The organism is Kutzneria sp. NPDC052558 (genome assembly GCF_044547355.1).
Classification (GTDB): Bacteria; Actinomycetota; Actinomycetes; order Mycobacteriales; family Pseudonocardiaceae; genus Kutzneria.
The window spans coordinates 41,949-64,063 of the sequence record NZ_JBIUAG010000009.1 but is presented as its reverse complement, the minus strand read 5'-3'; the positions used below and the strand labels follow the sequence as shown (position 1 = coordinate 64,063).

The window sequence follows — 22,115 nt, the reverse complement described above, 5'->3', positions numbered from 1 at the left end:
GTGTGGACAGTGTAGTCCGGTCCCGGGAGAGGAACCGCCATGGACCCCGCAGTCGCGGTCTCGCAAAGAAACCTGGCCTTGGCGTCAAGACCCTTCTGGCTCACCGCGGTCGCCCTGCTATGGCCGGCCCAGCTGGTCAACATGTCGCAGGCGATCGCCACCGTGGCCCAGGCCCAGGTGGCCCAGACGTTCCACACCACCCAGATCGTCTGGTTCAACGTCGTCTACGCGCTGATCGGCACCCTGCTGCTGCCCTTCGCCGTCAAGCTCAGCGACATGGTCGGCAAGCGCAAGGTGATGCTCGCGCTGGTCCTCATCGGCCTGGTCGGCGACATCATGTGCGCCCTGGCCACCTCCTACGACGTGCTGCTGGTCGGCCGGGCCGTCGCCGCCTTCTACGTGCCGGTCGCCGCCCTGGCGCTGGCCGCCGCCCGCGACGTCGTGCCGGCGGCCAAGCTGCCCGGCATCACCGGCGCCATCGGGGCGGCCCTGGGCGGGGTCGTCGCCGTCGGCCCGCTGATCGCCGGCTGGCTGCTGGACGGCTTCGCCTTCCACGGCGCCATGTGGTTCATCGCCACCTGCACGGTCATCGGGCTGGTGCTGATCGTGACCGTGCTGCCGGAGACGCCCCGGCACGCCGACCGCGGCGGCTTCGACTGGGCCGGCGGCGTGTTGCTGGGCCTGGGCGTGCTCGCGGTGATGTCCGGCATCGGCCGGGGCTCGGACCTGGGCTGGGCCAGCGGCCAGGTGCTCGGCCCGGTCGCGATCGGCCTGCTGGTGCTGGTGGGCTTCGTGTTCGTCGAGCGGCGGGCCCGCAACCCCATCCTGAACCTGTCGATGCTGTCGCGCCGGAAGGTCGCCACCGTGCTGACCGCCTCCTCGCTGATCCAGGGCACCGCGCTGGCCGCGCTCGGCGTCATGACGGTGGTCATTCCGCTGTACCCGAGCATTCCCGGCGTCTCCGACGGGCTGGGCTGGACCGCCGTGCACGGCGCGCTGGTCAACCTGCCGGCCGGCATCGTGATGTTCGTGATCGGCTCGCTCGCGGCCTACGGCTCCCGGCGCTTCGGCAGCCGGACCATCTGGCTGGCGGCGGTGCCGGTGATGATCGTCGGCCTTGTGTTGCAGGCCTTCTTCCACCGCGACGCCACACAGATCATCAGCACCGGCGTGCTGGCCGCGCTGGGAGCCGGCATCGTCTTCGGCTGCACCCCCATCCTGGTGGTGGAATCGGTCTCCACCAAGGAGCAGGCCCAGGCCAGCGGCATGTCGCTGATGATCCTCGGGCTGGTGGCCACCTTCGCCGCGCAGATCACCTTCACCGTGTTGAACGCCAGTTCGACGGTCTCCCAGGGCACCGCCTTCTACCATGAGGACGGTTACCGCAACGCCTATCTGGCCCTGGCCCTGATCGTCGCGATCGGCTTCGCGCTGTCGTTCGTGATGCCCCGCAAGGAGACCCGCTCGGAATGATCGTCGTGGAGTGGCTGGCCTCGTTGCTGCTGGCCGGTTTGCTGGTCCCGTCGGCGCGGGGCAAGCTGGCGCGCGACGAGCGCCAGGTGCTCGGCATGCGGGCGGTGGGCTTTCCCGTGGACAAGCTGTGGCTGCTGGCCGCCGCGGAGTGCGCCGCGGTGGCCGGCCTGGTGGTCGGGTTGTTCTGGTGGCCGGTCCGGGTGGCGGCGGCGGTCGGCCTGATCGGCTACTTCGTCGGGGCGCTGGCCTATCTGCTGCGGGCCCGGGTGCCCAAGGCCGAGCCGTTCGTGTCGGCCGGGGCGTTCCTGCTGCTGACCTGTTTCCTGTGCGGGCTGACGTTTTATGTGCACCTTGGGACACCGTCGTGACCCCCAGGTGCCAGCGGCCCGCGCGGGCCCGGACTTCGCGGCCCGGCCGAACTAGGGTGTCGACACAGATGATCATGACCCCGCATGGTCGTCCGTGAGGAGTACGCGAATGTCCGTGAGACCGAACAACGTCGTGCTGGTGCACGGCGGCTTCGTCGACGGCGCCGGCTGGGAGCAGGTCTACCACCTGCTGCGGCGGCAGGGCTTCGCCGTCAGCGTCGTGCAGCACCCCACGCTGTCGCTGGCCGGCGACGCCGCTGCGACCACCCTGGTCCTCGACAACCTGGACGGCCCGGCCGTGCTGGTCGCCCACTCGTACGGTGGCGCGGTCATCAGCGAGGCCGGCGCCCACGAGAAGGTGGCCGCGCTGGTCTACATCGCCGCCTTCGCCCCGGACAAGGGCGAGTCGGTCAACGATCTGATCGCCGACCCGCCGCCCGGCGCGCCGGTGCCGCCGATCCTGCCTCCGCAGGACGGGTTTCTGTTCCTGGACAAGGAGAAGTTCCACGCCTCGTTCGCGGGCGACGTGGACGAGGACCGGGCCGCCTTCCTCGCCGACGCCCAGGTTCCCTGGGGCGTCGAGGCCCTGGCCGGCGTCATCACCGAGCCGGCATGGCGGCACAAGCCGACCTGGTACCTGGTGACCACCGAGGACCGGATGATCCCGCCGCCGGCCCAGCGCCAGATGGCCGAGCGGGCGGGGGCCGCCGTGGCCGAGGTCGCCGCCAGCCACGCGGTGTACGAGTCCCAGCCGCAGGCGGTCGTCGACCACATTCTCAGGGCCGTCAACGGCTGATCGGCGGCCGGCGGAGGATCCCCCGGTCCTCCGCCGGCTTCCCCATCGGGTAAGGAGATTCGGTGTCCGCAGTGGAGACGGTGCGTGGCCGGGTGGACGGCCGCGCGCTGGGCCGCGTGCTCATGCACGAGCACGTGTTCGTCGTGAACGAGGAGTACCGGCGCAACTATCCGGAGTCCTGGGACGAGGAGGCCCGGTTCGTCGACGCCGTGACCCGGCTGCGGGAGCTGAAGGCCCGCGGCGTCGACACCATCGTCGACCCCACCGTGCTCGGGCTGGGCCGGGACGTCTCCCGGCTCACCCGGATCAACCACCACGTTGACCTCAACATCGTGGTGGCCACCGGGGTCTACACGCTGCGGGACGTGCCGTTCGTGTTCCGGTACCACGGCCCCGGCACGCTGCTGGGCGGGCCCGAGCCGATGGTGGACCTGTTCGTGCGGGACATCACCGAGGGCATCGCCAACACCGGTGTCAAGGCCGCGGTGCTGAAGTGCGCCGTCGAGGACGAGCTCACCCCCGGGGTGGAGCGGGTCATGGTGGCGGTCGCCGAGGCCCACAAGCGCACCGGCGTCCCGATCATGGTGCACACCTCGCCGACGGCCCGGACCGGCTCGGCCGCGCTGGCGGTGTTCCGGCGCGAGGGCGTCCGGCCCGAGGCGCTGTTGCTCAGCCACAGCAACGACACCGCCGACGTCGACTACCTGACGGAGCTGGCCGACAGCGGCGCGTACCTGGGCATGGACCGCTTCGGGGTCGACGTCCTGCTGCCGCACGAGGATCGGGTGAACACGCTCGTCAGCCTGGTGGACAAGGGATTGGCCGACCGGATGGTGCTGTCGCAGGACGCCTCCTGCCACATCGACTGGTTCCCGCCCGGCGCGCGCGAGGCCGCCCTGCCCAACTGGCGCTACACCCACATCCTCGACGACGTGCTGCCGGCGCTGCGGGCGGCGGGGGTGTCCGAACGGGACATCGACCTGATGCTGGTCGACAACCCGAGGCGGATCCTGGCTGGCGCATAGCGCATTCACAGCGCCGGCCCGTTGACACCACCGCGCCGCTGCGGCCATGATGAGTGCACCGAATACATATAGATCTATATGTAGTGCGCCGAGGGAGTCGCGTCATGGCTGGGGTCGTGTTCATCAACTGCTTCGAGGTCCCGGTCGGCCGCGAGGAGGCGTTCCTCGAGCTGTGGGAGCAGGTCGACAGCCACATGCGGCAGCACCCGGGCTTCCAGTGGCGGCGGTTGCACCGCTCGCTGGACGACAACGCCCGGCTGCGGTTCGTCAACGTCGCCGGGTGGGACAGCGCCGAGCAGTCCGACGCGGCCCACGACGAGCACTTCCGCGAGCTGGTGGCCAATCCGGCGTGGCGGGAGTTCCCGTCATCGCCGTCGCTCTACAGCGTCACGCGCGAGGATCACGCGTGAGCGTTCGGGTCGTCGCCAGCCGAGATCTCACCCCGGCCGAGGTGCCGGGGCACTCGTTCCGGATCATCGCCGACGGCGACGCCACCGGCGGCGCCTACAGCCTCACCGAGGCCTCCAGCCCGGTCGGGGCCATGGTGCCGCCGCACGCGCACGACGACGCCGTCGAGTGTTTCTACGTCATGTCGGGCACGTACCGGATGACCGTCAGCGGCCGGGTGCACGAGGCCGAGCCGGGCGGATTCGTCCTGGTGCCCAGGGGATCGCCGCACAACTTCGAGGTGGTCGGAACCGAGCCGGCGCGGGCGGCGGTGCTGTTCGCGCCGGCCGGCTTCGAGTCGGTGTTCCGGTCCATGCCCGAGATCTTCGGCACGCCGGGCGAGCCCGGTCCACTGTGGACGGCGATCAACGCCCGGCACGGCACCCGACTGGTGGAGCCCGGCGACGACATCGGCCGGCCGGTGGTGGTCGCGTCGACCGGCTCGAGCGGGCCGCTGGTCGGGCCGGGAGAGACCGAGACCGCGGTGAGCGTGGGACTGTGGCTAGACCCGACCTACGGCCGGCCGTGGACGATCGAGCCGGGCACGGCCGTGTGGATCATGGAGGGGCGTTACCGGTTCGACGTCCCCGACTGCTCGTACGCCCTGCGGGCGGGCGAGTTCATCGAACTCACCGAGGGCGCGCAGGCCCGGGCACTGGCCAGCGGCAGCCGCGCGCTGTACATCAGAACAGGAGTCGCCCCGACATGACAGCCGCCGTCGACCGAGCCCTCGCCGACCCGACGCTCACCGCCGAAGAGCGGGCCAACCTGGAGTTGGTGCTGCACTTCCGGAGCGTGCCGTTCGCCGAGCGGTCAAAGTACACAGTGGACGGATTCAAGCCGCAGCGCTTCGGCATGGCCAACCTGGCCGAGGTCGCGCCGCCCGGATCGGTCACCTACAACGGGGAGTCCGTGCCCGACCGGGTGGACGAGATCGACGACATCCTCGTGCGCGGCGACCGGGTCTGGGCCCGGTGGACCCTGCGCGGCACGCATCTCGGGGAGCTGCAAGGCATTCCGGCCACCGGGCGGGCGATCGCCGTCACCGAGATCGGCCACTGGCGGGTCGAGGACGGCCTGATCGCCGAGGCCTGGTTCATGGTCGACGAGCTGGCCCTGCTGCGCCAGCTCGGCCGCTGGCCGGGCGCGCAGGACTGACGTGCCCACCGCGTTCGACTCCGTGCAGCTGGGCAGCCGCCGGCTGGGCAACCGGATCGCGATGGCCCCGATGAGCCGCAGCCGCGCGACCGGCCCGCAGGCCCTGCCCAATCCGTCGGCCGCGCTCTACTACCGGCAGCGGGCCTCGGCCGGATTCATTGTCACGGAGGGAATCCAGCCCTCGCCGGCGGCCCGCGGCTATCCGGCCACGCCCGGCCTGCACCTGGCCGAGCAGGTGGCGGCCTGGCACGAGGTGACGGACGCGGTGCACGAGGCCGGCGGGACGATCTACGCGCAGCTCATGCACGCCGGCCGGATCGGGCATCCCAGCCTGCTCCCGGCCGGCGCGCCGCCGGTCGCCCCGTCCCCGATCGCCGCCGACGCCAAGGTGTTCACCCCGGCCGGCCTGCGATCCTGTGTGCTGCCGAGGGAACTCACCGAGGACGGCATCGTCCGCACCATCGCCGACTTCGCGGTGGCCGCGACCAACGCCGTGGCCGCCGGCTTCGACGGCGTGGAGATCCACGGGGCCAACGGTTTCCTGATCCACCAGTTCCTGTCCGACAACGCCAACACCCGGACCGACAGCTGGGCCGACGGCGTGCGGTTCGCGGTCGCGGTGGCCGGGGCGGTGGCGGCCTCGATCGGGTCGCGGCGGGTGGGATTCCAGATCTCGCCCGGCAATCCCCACAACGACATCGTGGAGGCCCACACGCACCGGGTCTACCCGGCGCTGGTGTCCGAACTGGACGGACTCGACCTGGCCTACCTGCATGTCACCGAGGGGCCGGACCGGACCCTGACCTCGCGGCTGCGGTCCCGCTGGTCCTCGGTGTTCGTGCTCAACCCGCACACCCCCGACGGGCGGACCGGGCCCGAGCACCTGGCCCTGATCGAGGACGGGTCGGCCGACCTCGTCTCGTTCGGCAAGCTGTTCCTGGCCAACCCCGACCTGCCCCGGCGGCTGGCCGGCGGCGGCCCCTACACCGAGCCGGATCCGTCCACTTTCTACGGTGGCGGCGATCGCGGCTACGTCGACTATCCGGCGCTGCCGGACTGAAGGCCCCGCTTCGTCTCCCGAAGCACGGTCAGCAGCCGGGCGCGGTCGCGCTCGGCGATTCCGGCCGCGTCGAACGCGGCCGTCAGCCGCCGACGCCACACCGCGCGCAGCGACTCCAGGTCCCGATCTGCCTGTTCTGACGGGAAAAGCCGCACGGCTCGACGGTCGCGCTCGTCGGTCTCCTTGACGATCAGCCCGCGGCGGACCAGCGAGCGCACGGTGGCGCTGACATTGGCCTGGTGCATGCGCGTGCGATCGGTGAGGAAGACGATCCCGCAGCCGGGGAACACCGTCACCAGCCGCAGGACCGTCAACTCCGAGGTCGGCAGGTCGACCAGGCCCGCCTCGCCGGCGGCCCGCAGGTTGAGCACGTCGGCGACCTCGAAAATCAGCTCCGGCAACGCTTCCAGCTCCGCCACCGGATCATTGAATCACACCGTGACGGGGACGTTGCCCCGGAACACCGAGTCCGGGTCGAGGCGGCGCTTGATCTCGCGCAGCCGGGAGTAGGTGGGCTCGGGGTACACGCTGTGGGCGCGATCCGGCTCGGCGTCCAGGAAGTTGATGTAGCCGGCGTCCGAGCCCACCGGGTCGAACGCCTGGTAGGTGTCGCGCACCCAGGCCACGTGCGCGTCGCGGCGGGTGTTGTCGGTCCACGCGCCGACGATGTTGAGGATGTAGGCCGCGTCCCGGTGGGCGAACGCCGTGGCGTTGCGCTCGACCCGCCCGGCCGCCCCGCCCAGCCGCAGGATCTCGATCTGGGAGTGCGGGCCGGGCACGGAGTTGCCGGCCTCCGACAGGGCCTTGATCGCGGTTTCGTCCACTGTGGTCAGATAGCGGGACTTGTTGTAGTTGCCGCGGCCGTGCGGGTGCAGGTCGTCCTGCATGGTCTGCACGGCGGTGTAGGGCATCCGCGTCACCCGGGACGTCAGCGGCCCGCCGGCCCCGACCAGCCAGCGCATCGGGGCCTCGCCGGCCTCCAGGTCGCCCGACCACACCGCGTCGATCATCACCACCGGCCGGCCGACGATCTCCGGCGGCAGGCCGGGAATCGGCGGGGCCAGCCGGGTGATGCAGATGCTGGACATGGCGTCCGGCACGGTGTTCATCGTCTCCACGTAGTGCTCGACGCCGCGGGCCAGGTCGTCGATGGCGAACACCGCCTGTCCGAACAGGACGTCGCGCAGCGGGTGGTTGCCCAGGTCGAACCGGGTCACCACGCCGAAGTTGCCGCCCCCGCCCCGCAACGCCCACAGCAGGTCGGCGTCGTGGTGCTCGCCGGCCTGCACGACGCTGCCGTCGGCGGTGACCACCTCAGCCCCGACGATGTTGTCGCAGGTCAGTCCGAAATTCCGGAAAGTCCAGCCGAATCCGCCGCCCAGGGCCAGGCCGCCGAGGCCGGTGTGCGAGACGACGCCGGCCGGCACCACCACGCCGGCCCGGGCGTTGGCCGTGTCCACGTGCCGAAGCAGGCTGCCGCCGCCGGCGTGGGACACGCCGCCGTCCACCGACACCTCGCAGATGGCCGACAGGTCGATGGTCAAGCCGTTGTCGCAGACGGACAGTCCGGCGACCTGGTGCCCGCCGCCGCGAACCGACAGCGGCACACCGACCTCCCGCGCCGCCAACACCGCCGCCGACACCTCGGAACTGTTGCGGCAGAACGCCACCAGCGCCGGATGCTTGTCCACTGTGCCGTTCCAGACCCGCCGCGCGTCGTCGTAGCCGGCCTCGCCGGGGATGACGGTGTGGCCGCCGAAGGCGTGCCCCAGCGCCGACCGCAGCCTGGCGCCGATACGGTCGTTGTTCATCTGTGCTCCCGATTGTGCTTGTGCCGTCCGGTGAGGGGTCCGCCGAGCCCTCATCCGGAACAGCTGTTCCGCATGGGTCGGGACTCGACGGTCACGTCCGGCAGATGCGACGGGAGCGGGGCAGTGCGGACACCCGGCCTCCATGAAGTAACTGGAACCAGCATCTCCGCTTACTGGATGCCGTGTCAAGGAGTTTCGGGCCGGTTGATCGAGCGGTGATCTAAGCTTAGGCTACCCTAAGTTTGATGGGCTGGAGGGGAGCGAGATGATTCCGAGCGGCATCGACGGCCGGACCTTCCGCGCGGTGACCGGCGGTGGGCGCCAGCACGGCCTGGCTCATCTGGCGGTGCGATGAACAGCCAGATGCTGACCACCCGTGACGGCCGCGGCCTGTACTGCCGGCGGCTCGGGCTTGTCGACGCCACGCCCACGGTGGTGTTCGAGGCCGGCCTGGCCGGGACGTGCTCGTACTGGGCGCCGGTGCAGACATTAGTGGCCAAGTGGGCCCCGACCGTGGCGTATGACCGCAGCGGCCTGGGCCTGAGCGCGCCGGATCCCAAACCGCGCAGCCTGATCCGCATGGCCGAGGACCTCGGCGACGTGCTCGACCAACTCGACGGCCCGTTCGTCCTGGTCGGACACAGCTGGGGCGGGCTGATCGTGCGCCTGGCCGCCGCGGCCGCGCCGGAGCGGATCAAGGGGCTGTTGCTGGTCGATCCGTCCGACGAGTCCTGCGACTGGGCCTTCCGCCGCTCCGTGCGTCGGGCCGAGCAGGTCAGCCAGGCCGCCAGCAGCCTGGCCGCTCGCCTCGGGGTGCTCCATCTCGCTTATGGGTCTCTGCTTGAGGCATTGCCCGAGGACGCGCGGGCGGAGATGCGGGCCAACGCCTTCACCACCGCCGCGATGCGCACCCGTGCCGCCGAGCTGGCCGAGGTGCCCGAGGGCCTCCGCATGATGCGCGACCGCCCGCCGCTGCTCCCGGACATTCCCGTCACGGTCGTCTCCGGCGCTCGTGGCATGACCAAAACCGTTCGGGCGGCGCTGAACGAGGCCCACCAGCACCGGGCCTCGCAGTCGACGCGCGGCCGTCACGTCTACGCCAGCGAGTCCGGCCACATGATCCCCACCGACCAGCCGGCCCTGCTGGCCCAGGAGCTCAAGCGGCTGATCACCTGACCACGCCTGGCTGCGCCGGATCCCGCCCTGCCCAAGGACCTCGCCGCCGAGCAGTGGGCTCTGGTCGAGCGGGCGGGTCGCTGTCAACCCCCAAGGTCTTGGGGAGGCGGGGCCGGGGCGGGACGTCCACGATGAGTCCATGGCGTGGGGAGGGGCGCGGCGGTGGTGCTGGTGATCGGGGCCGTGGCGGCCACCCTGCTGCCCGGCCGGCGAGGATGTCTCGCGAATGGCGCGCACGTGACTGGCCACGGATACTCGATCTTCTGGGATGTCACGTGGGGTGTCCTCCTGCACGCCGCGGGGCTCGGGCTGGACCGTGGGGTGGAGCGGCTGTGGCGATCAAGGTGATCATCTCCGGGGCGGGCGTGGCGGGACTGGCGCTGACGCACTGGCTGGCCCGGGTGGGCGCGACGACGGTGACGGTGGAGAAGGCGTCGGAGTTCCGGCCGGTGGGCCACTACATCTCGCTCAAGGGCAACGGGGTGGAGATGGTCCGCCGGATGGGTGTCGAGCAGTGGTGCGAGCAGCGGGCGGCGCCGCTGGAGGAGCTGCGGATGTTCACGGCGGACGGCCGGTTCATCCGCAACGAGCACACGGCGGCGTTGTCCAAGGCCCTCGGCGGCTACATCCTGTTCCGGCGTGCGGATCTCCAGGAGGCGTTGTACGGCCTGGTGCGCGCGCGGGCGGACATCCGCTTCGGTGTCCACATCGGACAGGTCGAGGCGGGGCCGGACGGGGTGGCGGCTCGGCTCAGCGACGGCACCGTGGAGCATGCGGACCTGCTCGTCGGGGCGGACGGCATCCACTCGCACGTGCGTGGGCTGGTGTTCGGGGACGGGTTCGAGAAACCCTTGGGCGGGCACTACATCACCACCACGCAGCGGATCGATCACGGCCTGCCGCCGGTGATGCACTCGTACCTCAGCGTCGGCAAGATGATGACCCTGTACCCGGTCGCGCCGGACGTGGTGTCGGCCGTGGCCTACGTCGGCGAGGCGGCGGGCGCGCCGCCGCGAGTAGGCGTGCGGGAGTATCTGCTTGACAGCTATGCGGAATTCCCCGACGCTGTGCGCAACGTGGTGAGCGCCATCACTCCCGGGGACTTCGTCTTCTCCGATGTGATCGCGCAGATCGAGATGCCCCGCGCCACCGGGGATCGCTGCGCGCTGGTCGGGGACGCGGCCCACTGCCCGACTTTCCTTTCCGGCATGGGCAGTTCGCTGGCCTTGCAGGACGCGCATGTGCTGGCCGGCTGCCTCGCGCGTGATCCCGGTGACCTGCCGGCCGCGCTCACCCGCTACGAGGCGATGATGGCGCCCATCGCCCGCCGCTACCGGGAGAGCGCCCGCAGCGCGCACGCCCTTTTCCTTACGCAGAGCCGAATCAAGGCCAAGGTGCGCGACATCGGGTTGCGCCTGGCACCGGACCGGGTTTTCGAACGGCAGGCCCGCACGTTCATCGCGGCCGAGCAGCCGCTGGCGGACCTGCCGGTTGGAGGGGGCACATGAAAGACGTCGACTACCTGGTGGTGGGGGCCGGGGCGATGGGGATGGCGTTCGTGGACACGCTGCTGTCCGAGACCGACGCCACCGTGGCGATGATCGACCGCTACCACCAGCCCGGCGGGCACTGGACGGTCGCCTATCCCTACGTGCGGCTGCACCAGCCGTCCGCGTTCTACGGCGTCGGCTCGACCGAGCTGGGCAGCGGCCGCGTCGACGAGGTCGGCTGGAACCGGGGCCTGGCCGAGCTGGCCACCGCTGGCGAGATCTGCGCGTACTTCGATCACGTTATGCAGCAATGGTTCCTGCCGTCCGGGCGGGTCGATTACCATCCGCGCTCGGAGTACGAGGGCGACGGGCGGTTCCGGTCGCTGGTGACGGGGGAGCGGTCCGAGGTCCGGGCCGGCAAGATCGTCGACGCCACGTACATGAACGTTGTCGTGCCGTCCATGCGGCCACCGGCGTTCGAGGTCGCCGAGGGGGTGGCGTGCCTGCCGCCGAACGACCTGACCACGCTGGCGGGGCCGGCCGCGCACTACACCGTCGTTGGCGCGGGCAAGACCGGGGTGGACGCGTGCTTGTGGTTGCTGCGCAACGGAGTTGAGCCCTCGGCGCTGACGTGGATCATGCCTCGGGACGCCTGGTACGTCGACCGCGCCCGCATCCAGCCGGGGGCGGCGATGGCTCGCCGGCGCAACGAGGGGCTGAACGTCCGCAGCGCGGCCATCGCGCAGGCAACGTCCATTGAGGACTTGTTCGATCGGCTGTGCGCCAGCGGGGATCTGCTGCGGCTCTCGGACGAGGTGCGGCCGAGCATGTTCCGCTGCGCCACCGTCACTCAGGCTGAACTGGCGCAGCTTCGGCGAATCGCCGATGTGGTGCGGCTGGGCCGGGTTCGACGTCTTGGTGTCGCCGAGATCGAACTCGATCACGGCACGGCGCCGGCGCGTCCGGGCACCGTCTACGTCGACTGCACCGCCGACGGGCTGGCCTACCGTCCGGCGGTCGACGTCTTCGACGGCGATCGGATCACGCTCCAGTCGATTCCACCTGCCAGCAGGTGTTCAGCGCCGCGCTCATCGGCCACGTCGAGGCGGCGTACCGGGACGAGGCGCTCAAGAACTCCCTGACCAGGCCGGTTCCGCATCCCAACCTCGACACCGACTGGCTGCGCACCGGCATCGCCACCAACCGTCAGCTGGCGCGCTGGGCCGCCGAGCCGGGCATGGTGGAGTGGCTGGCCGGGTCCCGGTTGATGCCGCTGTTCAGCGACGCCGAGGCCGCCCGGGCCATGATGGCGATGCTGCCGGCCATGGTGTCGGCCGAGAACGAGGCGTTGGAGAAGCTGCTGGCCGACGCGTGATCAGCCGGCCAGGGCCGCCACCAGTTCGTCCCGGCTGCTGGCGCCCGTCTTGCGGTACAAGGATTTCAGGTGCTCGTTGACCGTGTGCACGGACAGGTCCAGCTGCCGGGCGATCTGCTTCGGCGCCGACGCCCCGTAGAGGCGGGCCACGACCTCCCGCTCGCGGGCGGTCAGGCCGTACCAGTCGGCGAAGGCCGGCAGCATCCGCTCGCCGGTGGCCGGCTGGAGGACGATCGCCACCTCGTCGCCCAGCAGCTGGGCCTGCAACGCCACCCAGTGTCCGTAACTGGCCGCCGGGCCCACGATCGGCGGCGGCTCCGGCGATGTGCGGGCCCGCAGGGCAAGGAACTTCAGGCCCGCCTCGATCACCCAACTCGGGCCGGCCTTGTCGTCCCACAGCAGGTCCAGCCACTGCCGGGCCTCCGGCGTCGCCACCCGGATCCGGCCGTCCCGGCCCAGCAACGCCACCCCGGCCATCGGCGTCGGCCCCGGCGGCACCAACGGTGCAGCCGTCACATACCGCCGCAGCAGGTCCACCAGCCCCGGGATCAACTCCGCGATCGCCACCGTGTCCTTGTCGCTGAACGGTTTTGTGCCCTCGCCCCGCAGCAGCCCGATCGTGCCCCACACCCCTCGCGGCGTTCGCAGGGCCACCCTCAGCTCGCCGCCCACCCCGTAGTCGTGGAATATGCGACCGCTCGCCACCACCGCCCCCGGCACCGCCTGCCGCTCCAGCACCTCGATCGGGTACGGATCGTCGCCCACCGAGATCCCGTGGTACAGCGCCCGGCCGAAGTCCGGCTCGTATCCGTGGACGAAGCTGAACGACCCCAGGCCGCCGTGCGCGCTCGGACCGTATCCCACCATCCGCAGCCCGTCGTGCCCGACCAGCGGCTTGATCACCGCCGAGACCGCCGCCCCCAACTCGCCCGACGTGAGCCCCGCCACCGGCAGCCCCGCCAGCTCACGCACCACCTGCTCCATGCCGCCACTGTGATCACGTCGCTGCCCGTCGGCAACACGATTGCCCTTTGAGGCGCCCTCACGGCACCGCGAGCAGGATCGTCTCGGTGGGCGGCAGTTCGCCGTCGGCCCGCGCCCGCATGACCATCGTGCCGGCGGCGATCTCGCGCAGGGCAAGGCCCAACTCGGGATCCTGCTGTACGACCGGCTCCCCGGCCAGGCACAGCGCGGCGAACCGGAGCACGATCGCCGCCTGCTCGGTCATCGGGGCCTGGCGGCCGACGATCGGGGCCGCCAGCGCCGCGAGCGCGGCGGCGACCCTGCCGGTCCACGTGGTGCGGGGATCCTCGTGCTCTCGCCGCAACCTGTCGATCACCGCCCAACAGGCCTTGGAGACCTTGTTCTCCATGGCGCTGGGCGATGCCGCGTAGCCGGCGTCGGCGATCCTGGCATGCCGGACGAACTCGTCGGCGAAGGCGCGTTCCACCGACGTGATCTTCGCGTGGCCCCGCAGCAGGTGGCCGAACGACTGGGACAGGACGGTGCCCATGATCTGGTCGGGGCCGAGCGGAGCGTCGACACTCTGGTCGAACGCGAGGACGGTGGCGAGCGTCGGATCGAGCGCGGCGACCAGCTCGTCGGCGATCTCCATGCCCAGCGACAGGGCCTCGGCGCGATCATGCCCGCGCCCGTTCGCGATGGTCTCGACGATGCGCAGAATGTCGATGAACGGCCCCTGCAGTTCCGGGAACCCGACGATGTGCGCCGCCCGGGCGAGCGCCTCGTGGAGCCGGTCCGGCCCGGCGCGCATGGCCGACCGGACTCTGGTCTCGGCCACGTCGGCGCCGACGTCGCTGGTCCGAGCGGCGTTCTCGGCCCGCTCGCGGGCGGTCTTGATGGCGGTCTCGAGCTCGCCGGCCATGTCATGGACCTCGATGATCGTGCGCAGCAGCAGGAGCCGCACCAGATCGGGCATGCGGTCGGCTATGTCGAACCGCACCTGCTGGATGAGCTCCGTGCCGCTGATCGCGTACTGTGCGGTCCGGGCCGAGGACGACCAGAAGAACGGCTCGTCGGCGCTCGGATCCAGCCAGATGCTGCACGCCTTGGCGTTCGGCGCGGACGCGGCGACGGCTCGTCGCACGTCGCCGTTCTCCAGCTGCATACGGGTCACCGGCCGGTAGACGGTCTTGTTCTCGGTGATGGCGCTGGCCCACTCGGCGAAAGCCAGGGCGTCCGAGGCGTGCACCCCGACCACCAGATGCTCGTCCGGCCTGGACGGGTCGAACGCGTCGGGCTCGGGACGGCCGGTGTCCTGGCGGAACAGCCGGTAGATCCGGTTGGTGACCGGACGGGCGCACACGAGGCCGGTGTCGGTCCGCACCAGTTGGCGGAGGTGCCGGATGACCACCACGGCCGTCAACAGTCGGCGCTGCTCCGCGCTCGTGTCCGGGCTGAACGCGGTCGCCAGCAGCGCCTCCAGCTGGTCCCGCAGGTCCGGATCGAGCTCGCTGCTCTGATCGACGCAGTCAAACGCCAGCGACAGCGCCGGCACACTGGCCGAGTCCAGGCAGGCCAGCACGATCTCGTCGGCGTCGGAGCGTGCGGCGTACAGCAGGGTCGTCTCCCGCCACCACACGTTGTCGACCTGCTCGGCGAGCACCTTGGTCAGGCCGCGGTCACGGATGTGACTGGCCGCGAGGTACTCCTGGAACGTCAGGTGCGCGAACGAGTACTGGCCGCTCTCCCGCTCGACGATCAGCCCGTTGGAGCTGACATCGGCGAGGAAGTCGTCGGGCGTCAGGTCCCGCGACACCCGCCGCAGCGCGGGTCTGATCAGCGTCAGGACGTCGGCTCGGGGCAGGTCCCGCACCTCGCGCTCCATCATGGTGAACGCCAGCCGGCGCAGCAGCACCTCCTTCTTCTCGCCGGAGACCTCCTCGTGGAGTTTCTTCGCCTGCTGCCGCCGCCACAGCATCGACTGGCAGATCTCGCCGTACAGGTCGACCCGGCTGCCGGGCAGCGCGTTCCGGTGCTGGTGCACGTTGGCGATCATGGTGAGCAGCAGCGGATTGACGGTGAGCTCGTACAGCGCGGGGGCACGGTCCAGCCGTTCGAGCAGGTCGGACGCCGCCTCGCCGGCCCTGGCCGCTACCGTGTCGGCGTCGGCCCTGGTGGTTTCCCTCTCCAGCGCCAGGTACCAGCGCCGCACGAAGCGGCGAACCTGCTCGGAGTTGAAGTTGCAGACCTGGAGCACCTTGGCATTGGCGATCGTGGCGGCGCGGTACCCGGCCGGCCGCGAGGTGATCACGAAGTCGTTCTTGGCGTACCGCATGACCTGGGCGTCGACCCACTCGGCGATCACCAGGCGGTCCTCCGCGCGCGCCACCTCGTCCAGCCCGTCGAGCAGCACCAGGCAGCGGCCGGCCCGTAATCGTGTCTCGAACCAGCTGCCGGGATCCTGCAAGCCGTGCCGGGTCACCGCCATGCGGATCAGCACCGGCAGCTCGATGTCAGGGTTCCGCACGATCTGCCCGACGTGATCCCGCAGGTAGAGCAGCACGGGAATGGGGCGCCGTCGCCCCCGGTGCCGGATGCAGGCTTCCCGGGCGGTGTGCCGCAGCAGCGTGGTCTTGCCGCCGCCCGGCGCGCCGACCACCGCCAGGATCTGGGGGCTCGGCAGGTCGAGGAAGTCACCCAGCTGGTGTCGCACGGCGACATCGGCCGGCACCTCGGCCAGCAGATCGGCCCTGACCGTGTGCGGGGTGCCCGGCGCCACCTTCACGTCCACGTAGACGTCGTCCAGCTCGGGTGTGAAGAAGCCCGTGAAGGTGAGCCCTTTGGCGTCGGAGTAGCGGGAGTCGCTCAGCACCTTGTCCCGGTATGCGCGCTCGAAGCGGGCGAGACGACGGCTCACGGCCGCGTCCATTCGGTCCAGGAGCCAGGACCTTCGGCGTTGCACCAGGTCGCCGACCAGACCGCCGGCGAAGGCCCCGACGGCGGCCAATCCCTCACACACGAGCAGCAGCGCGCCGCCCAGCACGGGCTGGCCGGCGAAGAAGCCGGCGGCGCCGGGTATCGCACTCACCACGAACAGCGCGATTCGTGCCGCGACCTTGCCAGCCACCTGGGCCTCCTCGTCGTCCGCGAGCGAACCAGGGTGGCACAACCGGGGCCGAGGTGGCGGAGGATCGCGCGATACCGGTCACGGGGTTCGACGTCGGCGGGGAGAAGTCCAAGCGCATGGTGTTCTGGGCCGACAACTCGCCGACGGCATCAACGCCGGCCTGCGGTACGCGGGCATGACGGTTGAGGAGTCGGGGGAGCGGCACTGGCGTTTCCGGTGCAGTGACGGCATTGGCGGCCCCGCCTTCGACGATCTCGTGTTCACGGCACGGATCGAGGGCTAGCGTTCCCCATACAGTCGGCGCGTCAGGTGAACAGCGGCGGCGGGGACAAGTTCGACCGAGTGATCCGGCTGAGCGAGACAGAGGAATACTCGACAGCCGCCGGTCTTTCCACTGCGGCGCTTGTCACAGCCCCCATCTCGCGTGACGTCGTCCCAACGGGCAGTCGACCTCGCCCGCCGGGACCGCACCACCGCGCAGGACACCGTCGTCTGCTAAGGATTTCACCATGAGTTCTGAAGTCGCCGCCGATCCGGGGCTGGTCGCCGGCCTGCGCCAGCGCCACCTCACCATGCTCGCGATGGGCGGGGTGATCGGCTCCGGCCTGTTCGTCGGCTCCGGCGCCGGTATCAAGCTGGCCGGCCCTGGCATCGTGCTGTCGTTCCTGCTGGCCGGCACGCTGGCCATGCTGGTGATGCGGATGATGGCCGAGATGGCCGCGGCCATCCCCACCAGCGGCTCGTTCTCCGTGCACGCCGGACGGGCGTTCGGGCCGTGGGCCGGGTTCACCATCGGCTGGCTGTACTGGGCCACGCTGGTGGTGGTGCTGGCGGTCGAGTCCACCGCCGCCGCGATCATCGTCAACGGCTGGCTGCCCGACATCCCGCGCTGGCTGCTGGTGTTCGCGTTCATGGCCGTGTTCACGGTGGTCAACCTGGCCGCGGTGTCGAGCTTCGGCGAGTTCGAGTTCTGGTTCGCGCTGCTCAAGGTGGCGGCGATCGTGATCTTCCTGGCGCTGGGTGTGCTGGCCTTCTTCGGGCTGCTGCCGGGCACGCGTTTCGTGGGCACGGCCAACCTGCTCGGCGACGGCGGCTTCCTGCCCAACGGGTGGCAGGGCGTGGTGTCCGGGCTGCTGGCGGTGGTGTTCACCTTCGGCGGCCTGGAGGTCGTGACCATCGCGGCGGCCGAGTCCGACAATCCCGCGTACGCCGTCGGCCGGGCCGTGCGGGCGGCGGTGCTGCGGATCTCGGTGTTCTACATCGGCTCCATGCTGGTGGTCGTCACGCTGCTGCCGTGGACCAGCGTCCAAATCGGACAGAGCCCGTTCGCGGCGGTGTTGACGCACATCGGCATCCCGGCCGCCGGCCAGATCATGAACGTGATCGTGCTGCTGGCCCTGCTGTCCGCGCTGAACACCAACATGTACGGCGCGGCGCGCATGATGTACTCCCTGGCCCAGCGCGGCCAGGCCCCGCGCGCACTGACCACAGTGGACCGTCGTGGCGTGCCGTATCCGGCCGTGGCCGCGTCGGTGGTGTTCGGCTTCGTCGCGGTGGTGCTGAACGTGCTCTGGCCCGACACCATCTTCCAATACATGCTCGACGCCGTCGGCTCGGTGCTGCTGCTGGTGTGGATCATCGTCGCCTGCGCGCAGCTGCGGCTGCGCCGGGAGCTGGAGCGCACCGCCCCCGAGAGCCTGACCGTGCGGATGTGGGGCTTCCCGTACCTGACCTGGGCCGCGCTGATCGCCATGGTGGCGATCATGGTGCTCATGGTCGCCGACCAGAGCGCCCGCAGCCAGCTGGCCAGCTCCGGCATCCTGGTCGTGGTGGTGCTGGCCGTGTCCCTGTGGTGGCGCCGGTCTCGGGCCGCGGGGGCGTCGACAGAGACTCTCCGACCATAGGTCCGGGTAGGTTGGGCGCTGTGAAGGCAGCGGACGTCACGAAGGCGCTGGCCGAGGTCGCGGATCCGGCGACGGTCGACAGCAAGGCCCGGTTCTTCAAGGCCGTGCCCGGCGGCTACGGCGAAGGCGACCGGTTCCTCGGCGTCACCGTGCCGGATCAGCGGAAAGTGGCCCGGCGGTTCACCGACCTGGGGTTGGACGAGGTCCGCACACTGCTGATCACCGGTGCCCACGAGGAGCGGCTGACGGCGCTGTTCATCCTGGTGCGCAGGTTCGGCCGGGCGGACGACGTCGCCAAACGGGAGATCATCGACCTGTACCTGGCCAACACGGCCGCGGTGAACAACTGGGATTTGGTCGACTCCTCGGCCTTCCAGCTGCTGGGGGAGTGGCTGATCGACCGCGACCGGAGCCTGTTGGACGAGCTGGCGGCGTCGGATTCCCTGTGGGAGCGGCGTATCGCCATCATCGCGACGTTCGCGTTCATCCGCCGTGACGATCACGAGTGGACGCTGCGCATCGCCGACCGGCTGGTGGACGACCGCCACGACCTGATCCACAAGGCGGTCGGCTGGATGCTGCGCGAGGTCGGCGACCGGGACCGCCAGGCCGAACTGGCCTGGCTCACCCGGCACCACCGCACGATGCCCCGGACGATGCTCCGCTACGCCATCGAGAAGTTCGAACCCGAGCTGCGCAAGCGGTTGATGTCACCAGGCGCCGGCAGTCCACCGTGACGATGCGGCCCATGCCGGCGCCGAGTACGCGCCCCAGTCCACGAACACGCCGAACTTGGCGTCCTGGAACCAGTTCACCCGCGCAGCGCCCCCTCGGTCGCGCCGGCGATGAAGCCCCGGGCGAACAGCGCGAACACCGCCACCATCGGCACCGAGGCCATCAGCACGCCGGCCATCAGCATGCTGTAGTCGGTGTTGTGGCCGACGTTGAGCTGGGCCAGCGCCACCTGCAAGGTCAGCCGGTCCGGATCGGTCAGCACGATCAACGGCCAGATGTAGTCGTTCCACGCGTTGACGAACGCGTAGATGGCCAGGAACGACAGGGCCGGCCGCATCAGCGGCATGGCCACGTTCCAGTACTGGCGGAAGAAGCCGCAGCCGTCGATGCGGGCGGCGTCCAGCAGCTCGTCGGGCACACCGCCGCTGATGTACTGGCGCATCCAGAAGATGCCGAACGCGTTGGCCAGCGCCGGCGGCACGAGGGCCTGGAGCGTGCCGACCCAGCCGATCTGGGACATGATGATGAACTGCGGCAACGTGCCCAGTTGCAGCGGCAGCATCATGAACACCAGCAACAGTCCGAACAGGACCCGCCGGCCGGGGAAGTCGAACTTGGCGAAGGCGAAGGCGGCCAGCGAGTCGATGAGCACCACCAGCGCGGTGGTGACGCCGGCGACGATCAGGGTGTTGAGCATCGACCCGAAGAAGTCCACGTTGGCCAGCACGTTGCCGATGTTGTCCAGCAGGTGCGAGCCGGGGGTGAGTTTGGGCGGGCTGTGGTAGATGTCGGTGGTGGTGTTGGTGGCCATCACCACCGTCCACATGAACGGGAACACCGAGATCAGCACGGCCACGAGCAGGATCGCGTGCGTGCCCCAGCGCCGGGTCATGCCTTCCGTCCCCGCTGCACCAGCCGCCAGTTCACCACGACCAGCACGATGATCAGCAGGAAGAACGCCCACACGATCGCGGCCCCGTAGCCGTAGTCGTTGTTCATGAACGCTTCCTGGTAGAAGTACAGCAGCGTGGTCAGGCCGGCCTGACCGGGGCCGCCGAGGCTGGCGTTGGCGGCGTTGGTGCCGAACAGGACCTGGGGCTCGCTGAAGCTCTGCAACCCGTTGATGGTGGAGATCACCACGGTGAACAGGATGATCGGCCGCAGCATCGGCAGCGTGATCCGGAAGAACGTGCCGACCGGGCCGGCCCCGTCGATCCGGGCCGCCTCGTGGATCTCGGGCGGAATCGCCTGTAGCCCGGCCAGGTAGATGATCATGTTGTAGCCGGTCCACATCCAGGTCATCAGCAGCGCGATGACCACCTTGATTAGCCACGGGTTGGTCAGCCACGCCACCGGCGGGATGCCCACCGCGCCCAGGATCGCGTTCACCAGGCCGAAGTTGTTGCTGAACACCGCCCCGAAGAAGATCGTCACGGCCACGATGGACGTGACGTTGGGCAGGAACAGCGCGATCCGGTAGAAGCCCTTGAACCGCCGCACCGAGTGCACCAGCGCGGCCAGCACCAGCGCGCCGAACAGCGTCGGCACGGTCGACAGCACCCAGATCGCCAGCGTGTTGCCCACCGAGTGCCAGAACACCGGGTCCCGCACCAGGAACTCGAACTGTCGCAGGCCCACGAACCTCATGTCGTCCAGGCCGTCCCAGTGCTGGAAGGCCAGGAACAGCGAGAAGAACACCGGGAACAGCGAGAACACCGCGAACACAAGGTAGAACGGGGAGATCGCCAGGTACTGCCGCCAGTGGGACAACACGCCGCCTCTGGGTGGCAACGCCTCGACCGGCGGCGTGCGCCGGGGCCGCAAGCGCGGCCGCGTGGCCGTGCCGGTCGCCACCTCAGCTCACCCCCTGCCGCTGGGCGACCTGCTTGGCCTGGCCGACCGCGTCGTTCCAGGCGGCGTCGGGGGACTTGCCGCTGGCCTCGATGTTGGTCAGCTCCGTGCGGTACGGGGCCATCACGGCCGCGTCGGCCGGGGCCTCGTAGCTGATCGGGATGTTCTCGGCCGCCGGCCCGAACACGTCGATGGTGCTCTGGCCGCCGAAGTACGGGTCGCCCGCGGTCATCGCTGGCAGCTTGTAGGCCGCCGGCGCGGCCGGGAACAGCGCCGCGTCGGTGAAGCCGCGCACGTCGTTCTCGGGGCTGAGAATCCAGCTGATGATCTTGAACGCCTGGTCGGGATTGCGGCACTGCTTGGGCAGGGCCAGGAACGAGCCGCCGTCGTTGGCCGGCCCGCCGGGCATGGGAGCGACCCGCCACTTGCCCTTGAGGTCGGGGGCGGCCTGCTCGATGTCCAGCGCGTGCCAAGCCGCCCCGAGCTCCACGCCGAGCGTGCCGGTGGCGATGGCCGCGTTCCAGCTGGGGTCGTCGACCTTGCCGTCCAGGCCGGCGGTGAAGCCCTTCACCGCGGTGTTCCAGGCGGTGCGGATGTGCTCCTGGTCGCCGATGAAGTGGTTGTCCTCGTCGATGAACCGCTTGGTGCCCTGGTTGACCACGATGCTGAACAGCTCGGGCAGGTTGCGCATCGGGAAGGCCTTCGGCACGGCCCGATGCAGCTGGGCCCCGGCGGCGAAGAAGTCGTCCCAGGACTTGACCTGCGCCGCCACCTGGGTCGGCTCGGTCGGCAGCCCGGCCTGCTCGAACAGGTCGACCCGGTAGTACATGCCGGTCGGGCCGATGTCGATGGGAAAGCCGAGCTGCTTGCCCTCCGGCGTCTGCGCCCGCTTGGTCTTCCACGCCAGGTACTGCGAGGACAGGTTCTTGAAGCCGAGGTCGTTGAGGTCGAGGAACCGGCTGGCGCTGGGGATGAACGAGGCCATGTCCTCGCCCTTGATGCCGGTGATGTCCGGCACCGAGCTGCCGCCGGCGGCCAGTGTGGTGACCAGCTTCTGCTTGAAGTCCCCGCCCACCGAGTTCGCGGTCAGCGCGATGTCGGCGGCGAAGTGGGTCTTGGCGTCGGCCACCACCTTGTCGCTGAGCCCGCCGCCCCAGTACCACAGGGTCAGCTCCTTGCCGGTGGCGCTGGAGCCGGAGCTGCCGCAGGCGGCGGAGAACCCGGCCGCGGCGGCGGTGAGCGCCGACGCCTGGAGGAATCGTCTGCGGGAGAGCTCCATCAAAACCTCTCAAAGGGACTGTCGTCGTCAAGTGACAGGGAGAGTGAGCTGTCCCGAGTGGACAGAGGCAGCCTGTA

At 70.3% G+C, this 22,115-nt stretch carries 22 protein-coding genes; 14 read left to right on the top strand and 8 right to left on the bottom strand.

Features of this window, described 5'->3' with window-relative positions; all coding sequences use genetic code 11:
* Positions 1 to 39 precede the first annotated feature (39 nt).
* From ACIG5F_RS18195 to ACIG5F_RS18160, 8 genes are all read left to right on the top strand, one after another.
* On the top strand, positions 40 to 1,473 hold the full coding sequence (locus ACIG5F_RS18195; protein WP_396518874.1) for an MFS transporter: 1,434 nt from the start codon (positions 40 to 42) through the stop codon (positions 1,471 to 1,473).
* Positions 1,470 to 1,841 carry a DoxX family protein gene (locus ACIG5F_RS18190; protein WP_396518873.1) on the top strand — a complete coding sequence of 124 codons (372 nt, stop codon included), beginning with the start codon at positions 1,470 to 1,472 and terminating at the stop codon, positions 1,839 to 1,841. Before ACIG5F_RS18195 ends, ACIG5F_RS18190 begins: the two co-directional genes overlap by 4 nt.
* Positions 1,842 to 1,950: 109 nt before the next feature.
* Positions 1,951 to 2,637, top strand: coding sequence for an alpha/beta fold hydrolase (locus ACIG5F_RS18185; RefSeq protein ID WP_396518872.1), 687 nt, complete (start codon positions 1,951 to 1,953; stop codon positions 2,635 to 2,637).
* Between the two features lie 62 nt (positions 2,638 to 2,699).
* Positions 2,700 to 3,662, top strand: coding sequence for a phosphotriesterase (locus ACIG5F_RS18180; RefSeq protein WP_396518871.1), 963 nt, complete (start codon positions 2,700 to 2,702; stop codon positions 3,660 to 3,662).
* 104 nt (positions 3,663 to 3,766) lie between these two features.
* Positions 3,767 to 4,072 carry an antibiotic biosynthesis monooxygenase family protein gene (locus tag ACIG5F_RS18175; protein ID WP_396518870.1) on the top strand — a complete coding sequence of 102 codons (306 nt, stop codon included), beginning with the start codon at positions 3,767 to 3,769 and terminating at the stop codon, positions 4,070 to 4,072.
* Positions 4,069 to 4,818, top strand: coding sequence for a cupin domain-containing protein (locus ACIG5F_RS18170; RefSeq protein WP_396518869.1), 750 nt, complete (start codon positions 4,069 to 4,071; stop codon positions 4,816 to 4,818). Before ACIG5F_RS18175 ends, ACIG5F_RS18170 begins: the two co-directional genes overlap by 4 nt.
* A complete protein-coding gene (locus ACIG5F_RS18165) occupies positions 4,815 to 5,267 on the top strand; it encodes an ester cyclase (protein WP_396518868.1) in 453 nt (150 codons plus the stop codon). Before ACIG5F_RS18170 ends, ACIG5F_RS18165 begins: the two co-directional genes overlap by 4 nt.
* 1 nt (position 5,268) lies before the next feature.
* Positions 5,269 to 6,327, top strand: a complete 1,059-nt coding sequence (locus ACIG5F_RS18160) for an alkene reductase (protein WP_396518867.1) — start codon at positions 5,269 to 5,271, stop codon at positions 6,325 to 6,327.
* On the opposite strand, the gene ACIG5F_RS18155 is transcribed toward ACIG5F_RS18160, so the two are convergent.
* Together ACIG5F_RS18155 and ACIG5F_RS18150 are read right to left on the bottom strand one after the other, a co-directional pair.
* The gene (locus ACIG5F_RS18155; RefSeq protein WP_396518866.1) at positions 6,306 to 6,746 is read right to left on the bottom strand and encodes a MarR family winged helix-turn-helix transcriptional regulator; all 441 of its coding nucleotides are present in this window, start codon (positions 6,744 to 6,746) and stop codon (positions 6,306 to 6,308) included. The two genes, ACIG5F_RS18160 and ACIG5F_RS18155, sit on opposite strands and share 22 nt — an antisense overlap.
* Before the next feature lie 12 nt (positions 6,747 to 6,758).
* Complete coding sequence (locus ACIG5F_RS18150; RefSeq protein ID WP_396518865.1) at positions 6,759 to 8,138, bottom strand: FAD-binding oxidoreductase; 1,380 nt, start codon at positions 8,136 to 8,138, stop codon at positions 6,759 to 6,761.
* A gap of 351 nt (positions 8,139 to 8,489) precedes the next feature.
* Here ACIG5F_RS18150 and ACIG5F_RS18145 point away from each other — a divergent pair, with 351 nt between their 5' ends.
* The 4 genes from ACIG5F_RS18145 (at position 8,490) to ACIG5F_RS18130 (ending at position 12,179) form a co-directional block, all read left to right on the top strand.
* Positions 8,490 to 9,314, top strand: coding sequence for an alpha/beta fold hydrolase (locus tag ACIG5F_RS18145; protein ID WP_396518864.1), 825 nt, complete (start codon positions 8,490 to 8,492; stop codon positions 9,312 to 9,314).
* A 332-nt stretch (positions 9,315 to 9,646) separates the two neighbouring features.
* Positions 9,647 to 10,822 carry an FAD-dependent monooxygenase gene (locus ACIG5F_RS18140; protein WP_396518863.1) on the top strand — a complete coding sequence of 392 codons (1,176 nt, stop codon included), beginning with the start codon at positions 9,647 to 9,649 and terminating at the stop codon, positions 10,820 to 10,822.
* Entirely contained in the window at positions 10,819 to 11,946 is a 1,128-nt protein-coding gene (locus tag ACIG5F_RS18135) for an NAD(P)/FAD-dependent oxidoreductase (RefSeq protein ID WP_396518862.1), read from the top strand. Before ACIG5F_RS18140 ends, ACIG5F_RS18135 begins: the two co-directional genes overlap by 4 nt.
* Positions 11,877 to 12,179, top strand: coding sequence for a hypothetical protein (locus ACIG5F_RS18130; protein ID WP_396518861.1), 303 nt, complete (start codon positions 11,877 to 11,879; stop codon positions 12,177 to 12,179). Before ACIG5F_RS18135 ends, ACIG5F_RS18130 begins: the two co-directional genes overlap by 70 nt.
* On the opposite strand, the gene ACIG5F_RS18125 is transcribed toward ACIG5F_RS18130, so the two are convergent.
* Both ACIG5F_RS18125 and ACIG5F_RS18120 read right to left on the bottom strand, forming a co-directional pair.
* Complete coding sequence (locus ACIG5F_RS18125) at positions 12,180 to 13,163, bottom strand: helix-turn-helix transcriptional regulator (protein WP_396518860.1); 984 nt, start codon at positions 13,161 to 13,163, stop codon at positions 12,180 to 12,182.
* 58 nt (positions 13,164 to 13,221) lie between these two features.
* Positions 13,222 to 16,269 carry an NACHT domain-containing protein gene (locus ACIG5F_RS18120; protein ID WP_396518859.1) on the bottom strand — a complete coding sequence of 1,016 codons (3,048 nt, stop codon included), beginning with the start codon at positions 16,267 to 16,269 and terminating at the stop codon, positions 13,222 to 13,224.
* Positions 16,270 to 16,778: 509 nt separating this feature from the next.
* On the opposite strand from ACIG5F_RS18120, the gene ACIG5F_RS18115 reads away from it, so the two are divergent.
* On the top strand, positions 16,779 to 18,173 hold the full coding sequence (locus tag ACIG5F_RS18115; protein ID WP_396518858.1) for an amino acid permease: 1,395 nt from the start codon (positions 16,779 to 16,781) through the stop codon (positions 18,171 to 18,173).
* A 20-nt stretch (positions 18,174 to 18,193) separates the two neighbouring features.
* Positions 18,194 to 18,910, top strand: coding sequence for a DNA alkylation repair protein (locus ACIG5F_RS18110; RefSeq protein WP_396518857.1), 717 nt, complete (start codon positions 18,194 to 18,196; stop codon positions 18,908 to 18,910).
* Here the strand turns inward: ACIG5F_RS18110 and ACIG5F_RS18105 are convergent.
* The 4 genes from ACIG5F_RS18105 to ACIG5F_RS18090 are packed head-to-tail and all read right to left on the bottom strand — an operon-like array spanning position 18,884 to position 22,038.
* Positions 18,884 to 18,952: a hypothetical protein gene (locus tag ACIG5F_RS18105; RefSeq protein WP_396519187.1), complete on the bottom strand. Its 69-nt coding sequence runs from the start codon at positions 18,950 to 18,952 to the stop codon at positions 18,884 to 18,886. The two genes, ACIG5F_RS18110 and ACIG5F_RS18105, sit on opposite strands and share 27 nt — an antisense overlap.
* Before the next feature lie 32 nt (positions 18,953 to 18,984).
* A complete protein-coding gene (locus ACIG5F_RS18100) occupies positions 18,985 to 19,800 on the bottom strand; it encodes a carbohydrate ABC transporter permease (RefSeq protein ID WP_396518856.1) in 816 nt (271 codons plus the stop codon).
* Positions 19,797 to 20,762 (bottom strand): carbohydrate ABC transporter permease, encoded by a 966-nt coding sequence (locus tag ACIG5F_RS18095; protein WP_396518855.1) that lies wholly within the window; start codon positions 20,760 to 20,762, stop codon positions 19,797 to 19,799. Before ACIG5F_RS18095 ends, ACIG5F_RS18100 begins: the two co-directional genes overlap by 4 nt.
* Before the next feature lies 1 nt (position 20,763).
* Positions 20,764 to 22,038 (bottom strand): extracellular solute-binding protein, encoded by a 1,275-nt coding sequence (locus ACIG5F_RS18090; protein WP_396518854.1) that lies wholly within the window; start codon positions 22,036 to 22,038, stop codon positions 20,764 to 20,766.
* Between the last annotated feature and the right edge of the window lie 77 nt (positions 22,039 to 22,115).

Coding starts and splice junctions, on each gene's coding strand:
- ACIG5F_RS18150 (WP_396518865.1), bottom strand. CDS start 8,138: ATGAACAACGACCGTATCGGCGCCAGGCTGCGGTCGGCGCTGGGGCAC.
- ACIG5F_RS18115 (WP_396518858.1), top strand. CDS start 16,779: ATGAGTTCTGAAGTCGCCGCCGATCCGGGGCTGGTCGCCGGCCTGCGC.
- ACIG5F_RS18125 (WP_396518860.1), bottom strand. CDS start 13,163: ATGGAGCAGGTGGTGCGTGAGCTGGCGGGGCTGCCGGTGGCGGGGCTC.
- ACIG5F_RS18090 (WP_396518854.1), bottom strand. CDS start 22,038: ATGGAGCTCTCCCGCAGACGATTCCTCCAGGCGTCGGCGCTCACCGCC.
- ACIG5F_RS18135 (WP_396518862.1), top strand. CDS start 10,819: ATGAAAGACGTCGACTACCTGGTGGTGGGGGCCGGGGCGATGGGGATG.
- ACIG5F_RS18195 (WP_396518874.1), top strand. CDS start 40: ATGGACCCCGCAGTCGCGGTCTCGCAAAGAAACCTGGCCTTGGCGTCA.
- ACIG5F_RS18165 (WP_396518868.1), top strand. CDS start 4,815: ATGACAGCCGCCGTCGACCGAGCCCTCGCCGACCCGACGCTCACCGCC.
- ACIG5F_RS18185 (WP_396518872.1), top strand. CDS start 1,951: ATGTCCGTGAGACCGAACAACGTCGTGCTGGTGCACGGCGGCTTCGTC.
- ACIG5F_RS18175 (WP_396518870.1), top strand. CDS start 3,767: ATGGCTGGGGTCGTGTTCATCAACTGCTTCGAGGTCCCGGTCGGCCGC.
- ACIG5F_RS18190 (WP_396518873.1), top strand. CDS start 1,470: ATGATCGTCGTGGAGTGGCTGGCCTCGTTGCTGCTGGCCGGTTTGCTG.
- ACIG5F_RS18145 (WP_396518864.1), top strand. CDS start 8,490: ATGAACAGCCAGATGCTGACCACCCGTGACGGCCGCGGCCTGTACTGC.
- ACIG5F_RS18100 (WP_396518856.1), bottom strand. CDS start 19,800: ATGACCCGGCGCTGGGGCACGCACGCGATCCTGCTCGTGGCCGTGCTG.